A 17907-nucleotide genomic window follows, 5' to 3' on the forward strand; every position below is an offset into this window, starting at 1 on the left:
TCTTTCATTTCACCCTTAACAACGAAATATCCACTTATATTTCCCCATCTCGATGGTTTACGAATTAAAAGTTCTTGAACCCTTTTTTCAACTAGGCATTACTGCCGCTGATCGAGCTCTTTTTGTCTTTTTTTTCACCATGAAGATGGTGAAGCAGGCGATAAAACGGCGGCAGCAGGGCAATAACCAGAATGACGCGAATGACCTGAACCGCAACGACAAAGGTGGAATCGGCATGTAAGGTAACTGACGTCGTCGCCATCTCTGCGATCCCGCCGGGCGCAAATGCCAGAACAGAAGTGATGAGCGAAATTCCTGTGAGCTCGGAAACGATCACGGCGCTCAAAAACATTGCTGCGATTAAACCGACGGACGAGACAAACCCGACGATGATAATACGGGTGACGCCGGCAAACATGCTTTTGTACATCTTAGAGCCGATCGTTGCCCCGAGAAATACTTGTGATACATGGTTAGCTTGTGATGGCCACCATGCCGTCATGTCGTGCCCTGTCACCGCAGCTCCGCCAACATGTACAATTGCTACACCGAGCATGCTGCCGAGCAGCCATGGAGCTGGAAATTTTAAAAATTTCGCAGCTTTGCAGGCTCCCCAGGCAGCGAGAATAAGAATGACGGTCCACAAAACGGGAGCGAGCCTAAAATCTGTCGTTGCAGAAGAAATCGTCTCTGCTGCGGCACTTGCGGTACGATCTTGTTTTGTATAAATCAGAATGACTAAAAACGGAATGGAAAGCACCACGAGCAGCACACGCATCATTTGAACGAGGCTGACTATAGCGGTATTGGCGCCTACTTCCTGTGCGATGCTCGGCATGGCGGAAAGCCCGCCGGGAGCGGTGCCGACAAAGCTAGTCATCATATCCGTTTTGCTGAAACGCCAAAGCACATATCCTGACAGCATAGCAAGCAGGATAGACAATATCAGCATAACGCCGACTGAAAACCAATGGTCTTTGAGAACAGAGAGAACGGATAAATTAAGCTTTTGGCCCAATTCGATGCCGAGGATCATCTGCCCGAGGGCGAGCCATCGTCGGTTAATTCCTTTTTGGTCTGGCGCCATCATGAGCCATGCCGGCCGTATCATGGCGAGGCAGCAGGCGACAATCAGTGTTCCGATCATCCATCCAATTGATATTCCGGTTAATGAAAGAATAAACCCCCCGGCTGCACTGATTGCGATAAACCATAGATCTTTGAGGAGATTTTCGTCTTTCTTCAATGTAAAACCCTTCTTCCTTTTTCACGTAACACTCCAATTGTTCACGTAGTGAATGTATTTATTACTATAGTATATTTTTTTTGATAAAGAAATTATGAATTATTTTCTATAAGCGATTCACTTTTCTTATGACCTTGTGTTCGAGCTTTTCTATTGTGTAAGTCAGAGATAAACCCGCTGTCAGCAGACATACGGCAAGAGCGTAAAAAATCACTTCTCCGCCAAATGATGTCAGGATCAGCCCGCCTGCCAGCGGTCCGATTGAGCGGGATATATCCCAATGCAGACCATAGACAGCATAAAACCGGCCCAGCAAATGAGGCGGCGCCAATTTCGATATGAAGGTCTGGATGTGGGTTAGCCCGATGCTTTCGCCAACCGTCATTACCGCTGCCGTCACTAAAAGCATTGTCAGGGAGGTTGAGCATGCAAAACCGGCAGCCGCAAGGGAGTAGCAAATATAAGTAATGAAGAGGATCGTTTTCATTGAAAGCTTTTCGGTCCCTTTGACAAGAGGTACTTGGAGAACACAGCTGAATAAAGCTTTTGCTGCTGAATAGATGGTCAGCATGGACAGATAATCAGAAAACATGTTTTTGCTGAACAGCCTGTATGTTGTTTCTGTTTGTGCATATAACATGCTGATGGGGAGAGAAAGCAGCAAAAGAAGCAGGACAGGCCTGTATATCATAAAGCTCGCGGACATTTTCGGGGTAACAGCTGGGTGTAGCGGCTTTGTCTCAGGCAGTTTCAGTGCAGCGATCAGAAAGTAGATAAACAATGCCGCAGCATCTAATGCAAATATCCACACGGGGTTATGATTGTATAGCAGCATCCCCACTAGCGGCCCCGCAGTCAAGCCCGCCGAATAGATCGCATTGATGACCGCAAACACTTCCGAACGTCTGCTTTCCGGCGTGCTTTCAGCGATTTGGGCGCGGGAAGCGGGAATGTACAACGATCTTCCGATGCCATTCATGACATAGAGAATAGCGAAAACATACGCATGCTCAGCAAAAACAAGCCCTGTCATTGCCGCTGATTGAAGAAGCAATGCGGTCAAAATCGCTGTGCGCCGCCCAAGCCGGTCCGCCGCCTTTCCTGCAGCGAGCGTCAGGAAAATATCAGCAAATGGCTGAAGGCTGATGATCAGCATTGGCATCATGATACTGCCGTTTAATTGTTCATGCAGATACAGCACCATAAAAGGTCCCATCATTGCACCTGTCAGGCTTGTCAGCAATTCGCCGAAAAAGCGGAGCCGAACGGGAGCGGTATATCTCGATTTTATAGAGTGAAAACTGGTCAACATGTGATCGCCGCCTTTCGCTGTTTGATATAGTAGTAGTGTATAGAAGGGGCGGCGGCCCAAAAAGTGAAGAAAAGAAGAGATAAAAGTTCCCCTTTTGTCGGGAGGTGCGGGGATTGAAGCTGATAGAGCACTACGTGGCGCTTGTAAAAACAGGCTGCGCCGAGTATGGGCAAATGAACGAAATGACGCTCACTGAGATTGCCGACTGTTTATTTTGTACAGAAAGAAATGCAAAGCTCATTTTACATAAGCTGGAGAACAGCAATTGGATTATCCGGGAAAGCGGGGCGGGGCGCGGCCGTAAATCTAAAATCGCGTTTCTTCGGAGGCCTGAGGAATTGCTTCTTCAAACTGCCAAGGAATATACCAAATCAGGAAAGCTTAAAAAGGCAAAGGAGCTGCTTCAGCAGTATCAGTCCGCGTTTCCAGGGCTTCAAAACGAATATAACATGTGGCTTTCAGAGGTATTCGGATTTGTGACGGAGACAGGCGAGAATGGGGCGAAGGATGTCCTGCGGCTGTTCATCACGCCTGAATCTGTCAGCAGTTTGGATCCATGCCAAATATTTTTGCGGTCTGAGGGCCATTTCGTCAAACAGATATTTGATACACTCTTCACGTTTGATTCGGATATGCAGGAGCCGAAGCCTCATTTGGTTCATGGATGGGAAGAGGTCGGAAAAAAACAATGGAGATTTTTTCTTCGAAAAGGTGTGACATTTCATAATGGACAGCCGCTGACATCGCGGGACGTTGCGTTTACATTTAAGCGCTTTTTGGAACTGGCTGACAACCCGTATAAATGGCTTCTGCACGGAGTGAAACAAGTCTTAGAAAAAGGCCCTTATTGTGTGGAACTCATACTCGATAAGCCGAATGCGCTTTTGCCGTATGCTCTTTGTGATGAACGGCTGTCCATACTGCCGGCAGAACAGGGCGGCGGGAAAAATGGAACAGGGCCTTTTCAGGTGAATCAGCAACACAGCGGGATGCTTGTGCTTGAAGCCAATGAGCGCTACTTCAAGGGACGCCCCTATTTGGATCGCGTTGAGTTTGTGTTTTCTGAGCAAGCCGGAGAGATGAACGGTTTTACCATTCAAGAAAAACAAACATGTCCTGAGCAGCAAACTGTTTTTGATGAGCGGCATGTTCAGTATTTGTCGCTCAATCTGAAAAAGAAGGGGCCTCTTCAGCACCGAAGCTTTAGAAAAGCGCTCCGGCTGCTAATTTCCTCTGAACGGCTCGTTCGTGAAGCGGGAGGGCACCGAATAATCCCGGTTACGTCCTTTTTGCAACCGAGTTCTTTTGAGTGGGAGGGCGTTTCGCCATCTGAATTGTTGAAAAAAAGCGGATACGAGGGCGAAACAATCGTGCTTTATACCTTTTCGGAAACGGATCATCGTGAGGACGCCGAATGGATTCAAAATATTTGCGCCCAGCACGGTATCAGGCTTACACTTCAATTCTGTGATGCTGCTGATCTGCGACGGCCGGAAATCGTGCAGATGGCGGATATCATTCATGACAGTGCGACGTTTTATCAAGACAGCGAGTTTGGTTTTCTGCATTTGCTGCTGTCGGAGAACAGTTTCTTGTATCAGCATCTATCTGAAAAGCTGACACAGATATGCTCAGGAATGACAGAGCGGATGTTTTCCATGCCTGACCGCTGTTCGAGAATCGACATCCTGCGTGACATTGACCGGCAGATGATACAGGAGCTGAATGCGATCCCGCTGTATCAAAATGTGCTCCAGGTGACATCAAGTAAAAATGTAAAAGGCCTGGTTCTTGATGAAGAGGGATGGATTGATTTGTACTCCGTATGGCTGTCCAAATAAAATGAGGGTTCTTTTTTGAACCCTCTTTTTTACGCTGCCATGCTGCGGCATTGTTCAGCACAGGCGAAGCAAGCTTTCGCACATGTTTGGCAATGATCATGATCGTGCTTTCCGCATTCAGTGCCGCATGCTTCACAAATGTCGGCGCAAAGTTCACAAATTTCTTTCATAAACGGGCTGTCCGTTTGCATGGCTTTGACCGCCAGCGCGCAAATATCCGCGCATTCCCTGTCAAGCCGGATGCAGCCGCTGAGATGATGCTGCACGCTTTCTTCCAAGCATTTAGTGAAACAATGATTGCAAGCCTTCATACAATCGATGCAAGCCTCAATACAAGCTTCAGAATATTGCTCCATGGTTGATTCCCCCTGTATGGCAGTATATGGTTTTATGTTTCCCGGCTGCATTTTAAAAAAACAGGGGAGTGTGTTTTTAGCTAAGGAAATATGTACATATACCCTGAACGGGTATATCTAACGTTCCATCAGATAGTATAGGAACCAGACAGCGTGATTTTGTTCATCACGTGCTGCGCGCGTAAAGACGCCTTTCGCTTTTAAGTTTGACGTTTCCTCGGCCACACGCAAGTAAAAGTCGACGGTTTCTTGTTCATCTTTAAAAGCGGCGTCCAGTCCTCTTGTGAAATTGTCCGGGCATTCTTCCGTTTGTTTCGGCATGATGTGTTTGCCGGTAATTGAACCATACAGTGTGGAAAATTCACGGAGGTGGCGAATCTCGTCACGCCTGATTTCTTCAATCTGTTTTCTGACCTCATCGCTGTGGGCGAGTTCGGCAAGCTTGCGGTAGCATTGAATGGCACTGAATTCTCCGTTGATGGCCTTCTGCAAATTCCGAATCAAAACAGGATCTTCCCTGTATGGCACCGGATAGGGATAGTAGCTGTAATGCAAGGGATTCAACTCCATTCTTAGGAATTGGGCTTCTGTAAAAGTATATGTTGGGCAGGGAGAGATGTGCGGAGATAATCTGCTTTTTATATGTGAAAAGGCCGTTTTTACCAATAGATCAGATTGGTCATTTTCGTCAACATTCGATAAAATATATAGAGATAAAAAGAGAGGGGTCTTCTAATTTGGGAGCAGAGTTTTTAGTAGGCAGGTCCGGGAGTGGAAAAACGAAGCTGATCATCAACAGCATTCAGGATGAATTGCGCCGGGCTCCATTCGGGAAGCCGATCATTTTTCTAGTCCCGGATCAAATGACGTTTTTAATGGAATACGAGCTTGCTAAAACGCCAGATATGGGCGGGATGATACGCGCTCAAGTGTTCAGTTTTTCACGATTGGCCTGGCGCATCCTCCAGCATACGGGAGGAATGAGCAGGCCGTTTCTGACGAGCACCGGCGTACAAATGCTCCTGCGGAAGCTCATTGAGGAGCATAAACAGGAGTTCAAAGTCTATCAAAAAGCGAGTGACAAAAGCGGGTTTACCGCACAGGTTGAGCGGATGCTGACAGAGTTTAAGCGCTATTGTCTGGAACCGGAGGATATCCGCCGGATGGCGGAAAGCGGAACGGCTTCTGAGTATCGCGGAGAACGTGTTTTATCTGAAAAGCTCCATGACTTATCAATTCTGTATCATCAAATGGAAAAAAGCCTCGCAGACCAATATCTTCACTCTGAGGATTATTTGACATTGCTGGCAGAGCATATCCCGCTTGCGGAAGATATAAAAGGCGCCCATATCTATGTGGATGGCTTTTACCAGTTTACACCGCAGGAATTCAGGGTGTTGGAGCAGCTTATGGTTCATGCGGAGCATATCACATTTTCGCTCACAGCGGACAAGCCGTCATATGAGCGGGAGCCGCATGAACTGGAATTGTTCAGAATGACGGGGAAAACCTATTACCGCCTGCATCAGAAGGCGAAGGAACTGAATTTGGACATTACGTATAAAGAGCTGAGCGGGAATGAGCGGCATACAAAGACGCCGGAATTGGCGCATCTAGAGGCACAGTATGAAGCGCGTCCGGCCGTTCCATACGCAGAAAAACAAGAAGCCCTTACTGTGATGCAGGCCGCGAACAGACGAGCTGAGCTGGAAGGCATTGCCCGGGAAATTCATGCCCTAGTCAGAGAGAAAGGATATCGCTATAAGGATGTAGCAATTCTTGCGCGCCAGCCGGAAGACTACAAGGATATGGTGAAGGAAGTTTTCGCAGATTACGAGATTCCTTATTTCATTGACGGAAAAGCATCTATGCTGAACCACCCGTTAATCGAATTTATCCGGTCAAGCCTTGATGTTCTGAAAGGGAATTGGCGTTATGAAGCGGTGTTTCGCTGCGTGAAAACCGAACTGCTATTCCCGCTCAATGAACCGAAGGCCAAAGTGAGAGAACAGGTCGATCAGCTCGAAAATTACTGTATCGCCTATGGTATTAAAGGCGACCGCTGGACAAAGGGCGATCGGTTCCAATACAGGCGTTTTGTGTCATTGGATGATGATTTTGCGCAGACTGATCAGGAAATCGAAATGGAAAACATGTTGAATGACACCCGCGATTGGATTGTTCCGCCGCTTTTTCAGCTTCAAAAACGCATGAAAAAAGCGAAGACGGTTCAAGAGAAGGCGGAGGCGCTCTATCGTTATTTAGAAGAGACGGATGTGCCGCTGAAGCTGGATCAGGAAAGGCAGCGTGCTGAGGATGACGGCAGAATCATTGAAGCGCAGCAGCATCAGCAGGCGTGGGACGCAGTCATTCAGCTGCTTGAGGAGTTTGTTGAAATGATGGGAGATGATGAGATTTCTCTTGATTTGTTTCAGCAAATGATAGAAGCCGGCGCGGAGTCGCTTACATTTTCTCTAATTCCGCCTGCGCTTGACCAGGTGTTTGTCGGCAATATGGATTTGTCCAGAATGTATGGCACCTCCTGCACCTTTGTGCTCGGGGCAAACGACGGCGTTCTGCCGGCACGCCCTGATGAAAACGGGGTCCTGTCGGATGATGACCGGGAATGGCTGAAAACGATTGGGGTTGAGCTATCCTCAGGCGGACGGGAGCGTTTGCTTGATGAGCATTTCCTCATCTACATGGCGTTTTCCAGTCCGTCTGACCGGCTTTACGTATCGTATCCGATTGCTGATGCGGAAGGAAAAACGCTTTTGCCGTCGATGATCGTTAAGCGGCTGGAAGAACTGTTTCCGCATCATAAGGAGCGCCTGTTAACAAATGAACCTGAACAGGTCAGCGATGAGGAACAGCTGATGTATGTCGTGAATAAAAGCGTGGCACAGTCCTTTACCGCGAGCCAGCTCAGGTTATGGACACGGGAATACGACATCAGCGACGTCTGGTGGAGCACGTACAATGTGCTGATGAGTGAGCCGGACAGGCTGCAGTCGAAAAAGCTGTTCTCAAGCCTGTTTTTCCGGAATGAAGTGAAACAGCTTGAACGCAGCGTGTCGAGACAGCTCTATGGTGAACGCATTCAGGGCAGTGTATCGAGAATGGAAACCTTTAACGCTTGCCCGTTTTCCCATTTTGCGTCACACGGGCTGCATTTGAAGGAACGGCAATTCTTCAAGCTTGAAGCACCGGATATCGGCCAGCTGTTTCATTCCAGCTTAAAGCTGATTTCTGACAGGCTGCGTGAGCAAAAGCTGGATTGGCGCGATTTAACGAAGGAGCAGTGCGAGCTGTTTTCCTATGATGCGGTAGAACGGCTGGCACCGAAACTGCAAAAGGAAATTCTGCTCAGCTCAAATCGGCATTATTATGTGAAGGAAAAACTGCAAAAAATTGTGACACGTGTGTCCGGCATTTTAAGCGAGCATGCGAAAGCGAGCGGATTCGTACCGATCGGGCTTGAACTGGGCTTTGGAGGAAAAGGGCCGCTTCCGCCGCTGACCTTTCAACTGAAAAACGGCTGTACGATGGAACTCGTCGGGCGAATTGACCGTGTTGATAAGGCTGAAAGCTCAAAAGGCCTGCTCCTCAGGATTGTCGATTATAAATCAAGCGACAAAGGCCTTGACTTAGCGGAAGTATATTACGGATTGGCACTGCAAATGCTGACGTACCTTGATTTATCGATTACACATTCAGCTGACTGGCTCGGGATGAGGGCGACGCCTGCCGGAGTGCTGTATTTCCATATTCATGACCCGATGATTCAATCTAATCTCCCGCTTGGGCTTGACGAGATTGAAGAGGAGATCTTTAAGAAATTTAAAATGAAGGGCTTGCTCCTCGGTGATCAGGAAGTGGTTCGCCTCATGGATACAACCCTTCAAGAGGGACGGTCAAATATCATAAACGCCGGCTTGAAAAAAGACGGATCTCTTAGATCAGACTCGGCAGCAGTCGGTGAAAAGGAATTTGATCTTTTGACAAAGCATGTGCGCCGCACCTTCCAGGAAGCGGGCGAACAAATCACCGACGGGCGCGTATCCATTGAGCCGTACAAAATGAAGAACAAGACGCCGTGCACATACTGTGCGTTCAAATCAGTATGCCAATTTGATGAATCACTGGAAGAAAACGAGTATCGCCCATTAAAGGCTGAAAAGGACAAGACAATACTTGAGTGGATAAAAAAGGAGGCGGATGGCAATGAACATTCCTAAACCGGCAGACAGCACATGGACAGATGACCAATGGAATGCCATTGTTTCAACCGGCCAGGATATTCTTGTGGCAGCTGCTGCGGGCTCTGGTAAAACCGCTGTGCTCGTTGAACGAATGATTCGGAAAATCACCGCGGAGGAAAACCCAATAGATGTAGACCGTCTTCTCGTTGTGACATTTACAAACGCCTCAGCGGCAGAGATGAAGCACCGAATCGCAGAAGCCTTGGAAAAAGAGCTAGTACAGCGCCCCGGCTCGCTGCATATTAGACGCCAGCTGTCTCTTTTAAACCGGGCCAGCATTTCGACGCTCCATTCCTTTTGCCTGCAAGTGCTGAAGAAATATTACTACTTGATCGATCTTGATCCGGGCTTTCGGATAGCTGATCAGACGGAAGGCGAGCTGCTCGGGGATGAAGTGCTTGACGAGCTGTTTGAAGACGAATACGCAAAGGGCGAAAAGGCGTTTTTTGAGCTTGTTGACCGCTATACGACAGACCGGCATGATCTGGATCTGCAATTTCTCGTTAAACAGGTGTACGAGTATTCCCGATCCCATCCCAACCCGGAGGCGTGGCTGGAAAGCTTTGTTCATTTGTATGATGTATCAGAAAAGAGCGCCATCGAGGAGCTGCCGTTTTATCAATATGTCAAAGAAGATATTGCAATGGTGCTTAACGGGGCGAAGGAAAAGCTCTTGCGCGCGCTTGAGCTGACGAAAGCGCCGGGCGGCCCGGCGCCGCGTGCTGACAATTTTCTTGATGATCTTGCGCAGATTGATGAACTGATTCAGCATCAGGACGATTTCAGTGAACTATATAAGCGTGTGCCCGCCGTCTCTTTTAAGCGTGCCAAAGCAGTAAAAGGGGATGAGTTCGATCCAGCGCTCCTTGATGAGGCGACAGATTTGAGAAACGGCGCAAAAAAACTGCTTGAAAAGCTCAAAACCGACTACTTCACGCGAAGTCCTGAACAGCACTTGAAAAGCCTAGCCGAGATGAAGCCTGTCATTGAAACGCTCGTACAGCTTGTCATCAGCTATGGAAAACGATTCGAAGCTGCGAAACAAGAAAAATCAATCATCGATTTTTCTGATTTGGAGCATTACTGTTTAGCGATTTTGACAGCTGAGAATGACAAAGGTGAACGTGAGCCGAGCGAGGCTGCAAGGTTTTATCAGGAACAGTTTCATGAGGTGCTCGTTGACGAATATCAGGATACCAACCTCGTGCAGGAATCGATTCTGCAGCTCGTCACAAGCGGGCCGGAGGAGACTGGCAACCTGTTTATGGTAGGAGATGTCAAACAGTCGATTTATCGATTCAGGCTTGCGGAGCCGCTTCTTTTCATTTCTAAATACAAACGGTTTACAGAAAATGGAGAAGGCACGGGGCGGAAAATCGATTTAAATAAAAATTTCCGAAGCCGGGCTGATATTTTAGACAGCACAAACTTTTTATTTAAACAGCTGATGGGCGGCAAAATCGGTGAGGTCGATTATGACGAGCAGGCTGAGCTGAAGCTTGGTGCAGCGTATCCGGACAATGACGAGACGGAAACAGAGCTGCTGCTGATCGACAACGCAGAAGATACGGATGCAAGCGAGGAAGCAGAAGAGCTTGAAACTGTGCAGTTTGAGGCAAAAGCCATCGCTAAGGAAATTCGCAAGCTGATTTCATCGCCATTTAAGGTGTATGACGGAAAAAAGAAAACACATCGCAATATTCAATACCGAGATATCGTGATTTTGCTCCGTTCGATGCCGTGGGCTCCGCAAATCATGGAGGAGCTGAGAGCACAGGGCATACCGGTTTACGCCAATTTAACGTCAGGCTATTTTGAAGCGGTCGAAGTCGCCGTCGCGCTTTCTGTGCTGAAGGTGATTGATAATCCGTATCAGGATATACCGCTTGCCTCTGTGCTGCGCTCACCGATTGTCGGAGCAGATGAAAACGAGCTGTCTTTGATCCGGCTTGAAAATAAAAAAGCGCCGTACTATGAGGCGATGAAAGACTACCTGGCTGCTGGTGACCGGAACGATGAGCTTTATCAAAAGCTAAATACGTTTTACGGACATCTGCAAAAATGGCGCGCGTTTTCGAAAAACCACTCAGTATCTGAGCTGATTTGGGAAGTGTACCGCGACACCAAATATATGGATTATGTCGGCGGCATGCCGGGCGGAAAACAGCGCCAGGCCAATTTGCGTGTTCTTTATGACAGGGCGCGTCAATATGAATCAACGGCATTTCGCGGCTTGTTCCGTTTCCTGCGGTTTATCGAACGCATGCAGGAGCGGGGCGATGATCTTGGTACGGCGAGAGCGCTCAGCGAGCAGGAGGATGTTGTCCGCTTAATGACGATCCACAGCAGCAAAGGGCTCGAATTTCCAGTTGTGTTTGCAGCAGGTCTCGGCCGGAATTTCAACATGATGGATTTGAACAAATCGTACCTGCTGGATAAGGAGCTCGGATTTGGCACGAAGTATATTCATCCGCAATTACGCATCAGCTATCCGACACTTCCGCTCATTGCGATGAAGAAAAAAATGCGCAGGGAGCTGCTGTCAGAGGAATTGCGTGTTCTCTATGTTGCATTAACGAGAGCGAAGGAAAAGCTGTTTCTGGTTGGCTCGTGCAAGGATCATCAGAAACAGCTCGCAAAATGGCAGGCATCCGCGTCCCAAACTGATTGGCTTCTGCCGGAATTTGACCGCTATCAGGCGAAAACGTATCTAGATTTCATCGGGCCGGCTCTTGCCAGGCACAGAGACTTGGAGGATTTGGCTGGTGTGCCAGCACACGCTGACATCTCAGGCCACCCGGCTCGTTTTGTCGTTCAAATGATCCATTCCTATGATTTGCTTGATGATGATCTGGAAGAAAGAATGGAAGAAAAAAGCGAGCGTCTAGAAGCGATCCGCCGAGGTGAACCAGTTCCCGGCTCGTTTGCGTTTGATGAAAAAGCCCGCGAGCAGCTGAGCTGGACATACCCGCATCACGAGGTGACTCAAATTCGGACAAAGCAATCGGTTTCTGAGATCAAAAGAAAAAGAGAGTACGAGGATGAATACAGCGGCAGGGCCCCTGTAAAACCGGCTGATGGAAGCATTCTGTACAGACGTCCCGCTTTTATGATGAAAAAAGGCCTGACAGCGGCAGAGAAAGGGACTGCCATGCATACGGTGATGCAGCATATCCCGCTGTCACATGTGCCGTCGATAGAAGAAGCTGAGCAGACGGTTCACAGGCTTTATGAAAAAGAGCTTCTCACTGAAGAACAAAAAGACGCTATTGATATAGAAGAAATCGTGCAATTTTTCCATACAGAAATCGGCGGACAGCTGATCGGTGCTAAGTGGAAGGACCGGGAAATACCATTCAGCTTAGCGCTTCCGGCCAAGGAGATCTATCCTGATGCACAGGAGGCAGATGAGCCGCTTTTAGTGCAGGGTATCATTGACTGTCTATATGAAACTGAGGACGGATTATATCTATTGGATTATAAGTCGGACCGGATTGAGGGCAAATTCCAGCATGGATTTGAAGGAGCGGCCCCGATCTTGAAGAAACGATATGAAACGCAAATTCAGCTGTACACGAAGGCAGTGGAGCAAATTGCAAAAACAAAGGTAAAGGGATGTGCGCTTTATTTCTTTGACGGAGGGCACATTCTGACATTATAGCGAGATCCATAAGCTCCGGAATTTCAGGCGGAGCGGGTCTCGTTTTCTATATAAAAGAGAGGTGAAAGCATTTGCGAATTTTACATACGGCTGACTGGCATCTTGGAAAAACGCTTGAAGGAAGAAGCAGGCTGAGTGAACAGGCCGATGTGCTGGATGAAATGAATACGATTGTAAAGGATGAGCAGATCGATGCCATTGTAATGGCGGGGGATGCATTTGACACCGTAAACCCGCCGGCTTTAGCCGAGCAGCTGTTTTATGAAAGCCTGTCTGCGCTTAGCGACAGAGGAAAGCGCCCGATCGTAGTCATTGCCGGAAACCACGATAATCCTGACCGTTTGTCCGCCGCTTCACCGCTGACACATGAAAACGGCATTCATTTAATCGGTTATCCGACAACAGAGCCGATTCATATTGAAGTGCCTTCAGCAGGAGAGCTTTTGGCGGTTGGAGCGCTGGCGTACCCATCTGAAGCGCGGTTAAATGAAGTGCTATCCGATACGTTTGATGAAAAGCTGCTCCGTGATCACTATGATGTGAAAATCAGGCAGGCGTTTGAGCATATGACAAGCCGGTTCCGGAACGATGCAGTGAAGATTGCCGCCAGCCATATTTATGTGGCAGGCGGAAACCAAACCGATTCAGAGCGGCCGATTGAAGTCGGCGGTGCATACACGGTGGCTGCTGAAAGCCTGCCGGCAGATGCCGCTTACGTTGCGCTCGGCCATTTGCATCGCCCGCAAACGATCAAGCGGGCGCGGACGCTTGCGCGTTATTCAGGATCTCCGCTCGCCTACAGCTTTTCTGAAGCGGGCTACGCTAAATCAGTGACGATTGTGGACGCAAAGCCTGGGGAAGAGGCCACTTGGCAAGAGGTGTTATTATCAAGCGGCAAGCCACTTGTGAAGTGGAAAGCGGCAAATGGATTAAGTGAGGTGTACAGCTGGCTGGATGAAGGCAGAGATCAGAATGCTTGGATTGACCTGGAAATCCGTGTCGCGGACCAGCTGTCACTTGAAGAGATTCACAGGCTGCGGAAGGCGCACCCGGGCTTTATCCATATCAGGCCGGTTTTTGAAGAACAGAACAAAGAGCGGGAACGGATCGAGGTTAAGCATGTATCCATCGAAGACCGCTTTAAGAAATTTTATGAAAAACAAACTGGCGGTGCGGTGCCGGATGAAGAAATGGTGAGGCTGTTTTTAGAGCTTGCATCAGGCGTTGAAGAGGAGGATGCGAAATGAAGCCGATCGCCTTAAGCATTAAGGGGCTCCACAGCTTTAGAGAGGAGCAGACGATAGATTTTGAAGGCCTTTCCGGTGCCGGTGTTTTCGGCATTTTCGGCCCGACAGGAAGCGGTAAATCCTCTATTCTCGACGCAATGACGCTTGCTTTATACGGAAAGGTGGAACGGGCGGCGAATAATACGCACGGAATTTTAAACCACGCCGAAGATACGCTGTCTGTTTCCTTTACCTTTGCGCTTCAGACGAATCACCAAATCTCATACAAAGTCGAGCGTGTGTTTAAGAGAACGGATGAAATGAAGGTGAAAACGGCACTTTGCCGCTTCATCGAAATCAAGGACGAGCATACGGTGCTGGCTGATAAAGCCAGCGAAGTGAATAAAAGAGTTGAGGAGCTCTTAGGGCTGACGATCGACGATTTTACGAGAGCGGTGGTGCTGCCCCAAGGGAAATTTGCTGAATTTCTGTCTTTAAAAGGGGCAGAGCGCAGGCATATGCTTCAGCGTTTATTTAATTTGGAGCAATATGGAGACAGGCTTGTGAAAAAGCTGAGACGGCAGGCGCAGGAAGCCAATGCGAGAAAAAATGAAATGCTTGCTGAACAGTCCGGTCTCGGTGAGGCGAGCTCAGAGGCAGTTGAGCAGGCTGAAAAGGCTCTCGAACAAGCTGAAGCCCGGCTGGAAGCGATGAGGAAGAACCGTGATCAGGCGAGAGAGCGGTTTACAGAGCATCAGGAGATATGGAATGTCCAAAAGGAAAAATCCTCTTATGAAGCAGAGGAAAAACGTCTCGCAGAAGAACAGCCGCATATAGACAGCATGCAAAAACGCCTGCTGGAAGCAGAAACAGCAGCAGCCCTTAAGCCCTATGCGGACCGGTACGCAGAAGCGATCCAGCATGAGGAGCAAGCTGAAAAGGAACAAACGCTAGCCCAAAAGGATTTAGCAGACCGGACAGCTTTCTTTCAGCAAAAACATGAAGAGTATGAAGCGTGGCGCCAGCATAAAAGCGAGAAAGAGCCTGAGCTTTTAACCAAACAGGAACAGCTTTCACGCTTGCAGGAAATCGAAATCAAACTGAGTGAGGCCAAGCAAGAGGAAGAGCGCAAAAAGGCTGACCTCCGGCAGAAAGAAGAGGCTCTTCAATCTGTCATGAATGAATTAGAGACCGTAACAGACCGCCTGACACGAGGGCAAAACAGACAGACAGAATTGAAGCAGCAGCTCAAATCCCTGCAGGTGACATCCGATGAGCGAAAAAGCTGCCAGCAGGCCGCAGAAATGGCATTGCGCATCAGACAAACCGAGGAGCAAATCAAAAAAGAGAAAAAACGAAGTGACGAATTGAACCTCGTGCTTCAGAAGATGAATGAAGAGAAGAATACACTCGTTCAAAAGACGGAAGCGGAAGAAAACAACATCATTCAGGCATATGAGGCAGTGCAAACTGTGTACCATTTGGTGTGCGAAACGGAACGCTCATTAACACGTATGACGGAAGAGACTAGAAAGAGCCAACACACGCTTCACTTACAGCGTGAAAAAGCAAGGGTGGCACTGCTGACAAAAGAGTTAGCCCAAAAGCTGACTGCCGGTAAGCCTTGCCCGGTATGCGGTTCAACCGATCATGATCCATCTGCCTCAGTACATGAAACATATGAAGCCGACAGCCATCTTGAAGAGGACATTAAACAGACAGATGTATTATTGACGGAAGCTGCAGCTCTCAGCCAGGAGATTCTTTCAGCCAAAATTACGCTTGAAGAACAGTCCGCGCGCTTTATTGAACAGTGTCCGTTTTTGCAGACAATTCAAGCGCAGAACCTTGAAGCGGCAGCTTCCTTCGAACATCAGCCGGTGTATGAAGCATTTGAAACTGCCAAATTTGAATGGAAACGAATCAAGCAGGACATTCTTTCTGTTAAGACACGAATGGCACAAATGATCGGCGCCTATCAGGAGTCTTTAAAAAAGGCCGAGCAGCTTAATGAAAAAATCGGTTTTGAAAAAAGAGAAGCTGACCGTATTGAAAGCATCATCACCGAGCTACAATCCTCAATGGACAGCAGTCTGAACATGTTTAAAGAAGCATTTCAGAATCAATCTGTGGACGAAGCAGAAAAATGGCAGCAAGCCATTGAAGAAAAGGACCGGGCTGCAGAAGAATGTGAAAAACGAATTGAGAAGAGTATCGCGTTTCTTGCTGAGCATGAAGCACAAAAGGAAAAACTGCGGGAATCGGGACACCGGCTTGAGCGGGAAAAGCTGGAGCTTCATTATGCGGCTGAACGCATAAAGAGCGTGATAGCTGATTATGAGCACGAACTCGGAGATTATGCAAAAGGAGATTCGATTCAAATCAAACTCCGCTCTGTCCAGCAGGATTTAAAGCTGTTAAAAGAAAAAGAACAATCTTTATATGAAGAACTGCAAAGTGCCCAAATGAAGCTCAACCAGGCGAAAAGCCGCGCTTCTGCAAGCGAGCTCACTCTTCAAGAGGCGAAGGGCAGATTGGAAAAAGCAAAAGCTGCTTGGCTTGAGCATACAAAAAACACCTCCTTTACCCGGACTGAGGAGGTTGAGCAAAGTTCCATCCCAGCTGATGAACTTGAAAAGATGAAAACCGGCATAGACCAGTTTATGGATAAACTGAAGCAAAATGCTGCAAACTTAAAACGAGTAGCAGAGATACTTGCCGGCAGAGCGTTATCAGAGAGCGAATGGAACGAAACCGTTGCAGCATTACAAGAAGCTGAGGACGCATTTGGCGCTGCTATTGAGGAAAAAGGCGCGGCAGCAAAAGCACTGGCTGTCATTCGCGACCATCATAAACGGTTTAATGAAATTGAAGCTGAACTGAAAAAATGGCAGACGCATATCGACAGGCTGGACAAGCTGCAAGCTGTGTTTAAAGGCAATACCTTCGTCGAATTTTTAGCTGAGGAGCAGCTTGAAAGCGTTGCGAGGGACGCCTCAGCAAGACTCAGTATGCTGACAAGACAGCGCTATGCCATCGAAGTAGATTCAGAAGGCGGCTTCGTGATGCGGGATGACGCGAATGGAGGCGTAAGACGCCCGGTTTCCAGTTTGTCTGGAGGAGAGACCTTCCTCACCTCGCTTTCACTTGCTCTTGCGCTGTCTGCGCAGATCCAGCTTCGCGGGGAATACCCGCTTCAGTTCTTTTTCTTAGATGAAGGCTTCGGCACACTGGATCAAGATCTGCTTGATACGGTTGTCACGGCCTTGGAAAAACTTCAGTCAGACAATCTGGCTGTCGGTGTCATCAGCCATGTGCAGGAGCTGCGTGCACGGCTTCCGAAAAAGCTGATCGTCCATCCGGCTGAACCGAGCGGCCGCGGTACGCGGGTATCACTTGAGTTGATGTAAGGGAGGAGCGGATATGGCAAAGCAGACTGCCGGAATATGTGAGCTGTGCGGCCGGAGCGATGTCCAGCTGACAGAGCATCATCTCACACCGAAAGAGGAAGGCGGAACGTTTTTGCCGACAGCGATGCTCTGTATTCCTTGCCATAAACAGATTCATGCCTTATATACCAATCAAGAGCTCGCTGTACGGTTAAACGGAATGGCTGAACTCAGAAGCGATCCAGAGCTTGCCCGGTTTGTCAAATGGATCAGAAAACAGCCGCCTGAGAAGCTGATCAAAACAAAGAAATCAAATGAACGAAAAAAGAAAAAATGACTAAAAAGCAGCCCTCTCTTTGCAGAGCGGCTGCTTTTATCCGTTTCCAACCATATCCTGATCGTTGACATCGGGGTCTATATAATTTGTCGCGTTGACTGCATTATTTAATAGAAGGAAATCTCCCGTGTTTCCTGCTCCCGAACCGAGCGCAGATTTTGAAGAGCTTTTCGGAGAAAGGTAAAAGGAATCACCAAAGTTTACGACTCCGCCCGATATGGAATTGATAGCTATAGGCCCGACAATTGCTGGCATAAACGACACCCTTTATCGAAGT

Annotated in this window: 11 protein-coding genes; 6 read left to right on the plus strand and 5 right to left on the minus strand. The window is 48.2% G+C overall.

The window, feature by feature from the left end; all coding sequences use genetic code 11:
- Positions 1-91: 91 nt before the first annotated feature.
- Both ACFVP7_RS05795 and ACFVP7_RS05800 read right to left on the minus strand, forming a co-directional pair.
- Positions 92-1246 (minus strand): AbrB family transcriptional regulator, encoded by a 1155-nt coding sequence (locus ACFVP7_RS05795; protein WP_015383286.1) that lies wholly within the window; start codon positions 1244-1246, stop codon positions 92-94.
- Between the two features lie 106 nt (positions 1247-1352).
- Positions 1353-2558 carry an MFS transporter gene (locus ACFVP7_RS05800; RefSeq protein ID WP_338733103.1) on the minus strand — a complete coding sequence of 402 codons (1206 nt, stop codon included), beginning with the start codon at positions 2556-2558 and terminating at the stop codon, positions 1353-1355.
- 113 nt (positions 2559-2671) lie between these two features.
- Between ACFVP7_RS05800 and ACFVP7_RS05805 the strand changes: the two genes are divergently transcribed.
- A complete protein-coding gene (locus ACFVP7_RS05805) occupies positions 2672-4399 on the plus strand; it encodes an SgrR family transcriptional regulator (RefSeq protein WP_338733105.1) in 1728 nt (575 codons plus the stop codon).
- 29 nt (positions 4400-4428) lie between these two features.
- On the opposite strand, the gene ACFVP7_RS05810 is transcribed toward ACFVP7_RS05805, so the two are convergent.
- Positions 4429-4755: a four-helix bundle copper-binding protein gene (locus ACFVP7_RS05810; protein WP_133953533.1), complete on the minus strand. Its 327-nt coding sequence runs from the start codon at positions 4753-4755 to the stop codon at positions 4429-4431.
- A 117-nt stretch (positions 4756-4872) separates the two neighbouring features.
- Complete coding sequence (locus tag ACFVP7_RS05815; RefSeq protein ID WP_336805095.1) at positions 4873-5310, minus strand: ferritin family protein; 438 nt, start codon at positions 5308-5310, stop codon at positions 4873-4875.
- Positions 5311-5492: 182 nt separating this feature from the next.
- Here ACFVP7_RS05815 and addB point away from each other — a divergent pair, with 182 nt between their 5' ends.
- The 5 genes from addB to hlpB all read left to right on the plus strand — a co-directional run bounded on the left by addB (position 5493) and on the right by hlpB (position 17630).
- The gene (addB, locus tag ACFVP7_RS05820; RefSeq protein ID WP_338733110.1) at positions 5493-8993 is read left to right on the plus strand and encodes a helicase-exonuclease AddAB subunit AddB; all 3501 of its coding nucleotides are present in this window, start codon (positions 5493-5495) and stop codon (positions 8991-8993) included.
- Positions 8980-12678 carry a helicase-exonuclease AddAB subunit AddA gene (gene addA / locus ACFVP7_RS05825; RefSeq protein WP_338733112.1) on the plus strand — a complete coding sequence of 1233 codons (3699 nt, stop codon included), beginning with the start codon at positions 8980-8982 and terminating at the stop codon, positions 12676-12678. Before addB ends, addA begins: the two co-directional genes overlap by 14 nt.
- Positions 12679-12749: 71 nt before the next feature.
- Positions 12750-13925, plus strand: coding sequence for an exonuclease subunit SbcD (sbcD, locus tag ACFVP7_RS05830; protein ID WP_122895174.1), 1176 nt, complete (start codon positions 12750-12752; stop codon positions 13923-13925).
- The gene (gene sbcC / locus ACFVP7_RS05835) at positions 13922-17314 is read left to right on the plus strand and encodes an exonuclease subunit SbcC (protein WP_338733117.1); all 3393 of its coding nucleotides are present in this window, start codon (positions 13922-13924) and stop codon (positions 17312-17314) included. The genes sbcD and sbcC overlap by 4 nt, the downstream gene beginning before the upstream one ends.
- 13 nt (positions 17315-17327) lie before the next feature.
- On the plus strand, positions 17328-17630 hold the full coding sequence (gene hlpB / locus ACFVP7_RS05840; protein ID WP_003233097.1) for an HNH nuclease-like protein HlpB: 303 nt from the start codon (positions 17328-17330) through the stop codon (positions 17628-17630).
- A 36-nt stretch (positions 17631-17666) separates the two neighbouring features.
- Here the strand turns inward: hlpB and ACFVP7_RS05845 are convergent, their stop codons facing one another.
- Positions 17667-17885 carry a spore germination protein gene (locus tag ACFVP7_RS05845; RefSeq protein WP_003233096.1) on the minus strand — a complete coding sequence of 73 codons (219 nt, stop codon included), beginning with the start codon at positions 17883-17885 and terminating at the stop codon, positions 17667-17669.
- Positions 17886-17907: the final 22 nt, after the last annotated feature.

The organism is Bacillus sp. SG20033, from assembly GCF_044570195.1.
GTDB lineage: Bacteria > Bacillota > Bacilli > Bacillales > Bacillaceae > Bacillus > Bacillus subtilis.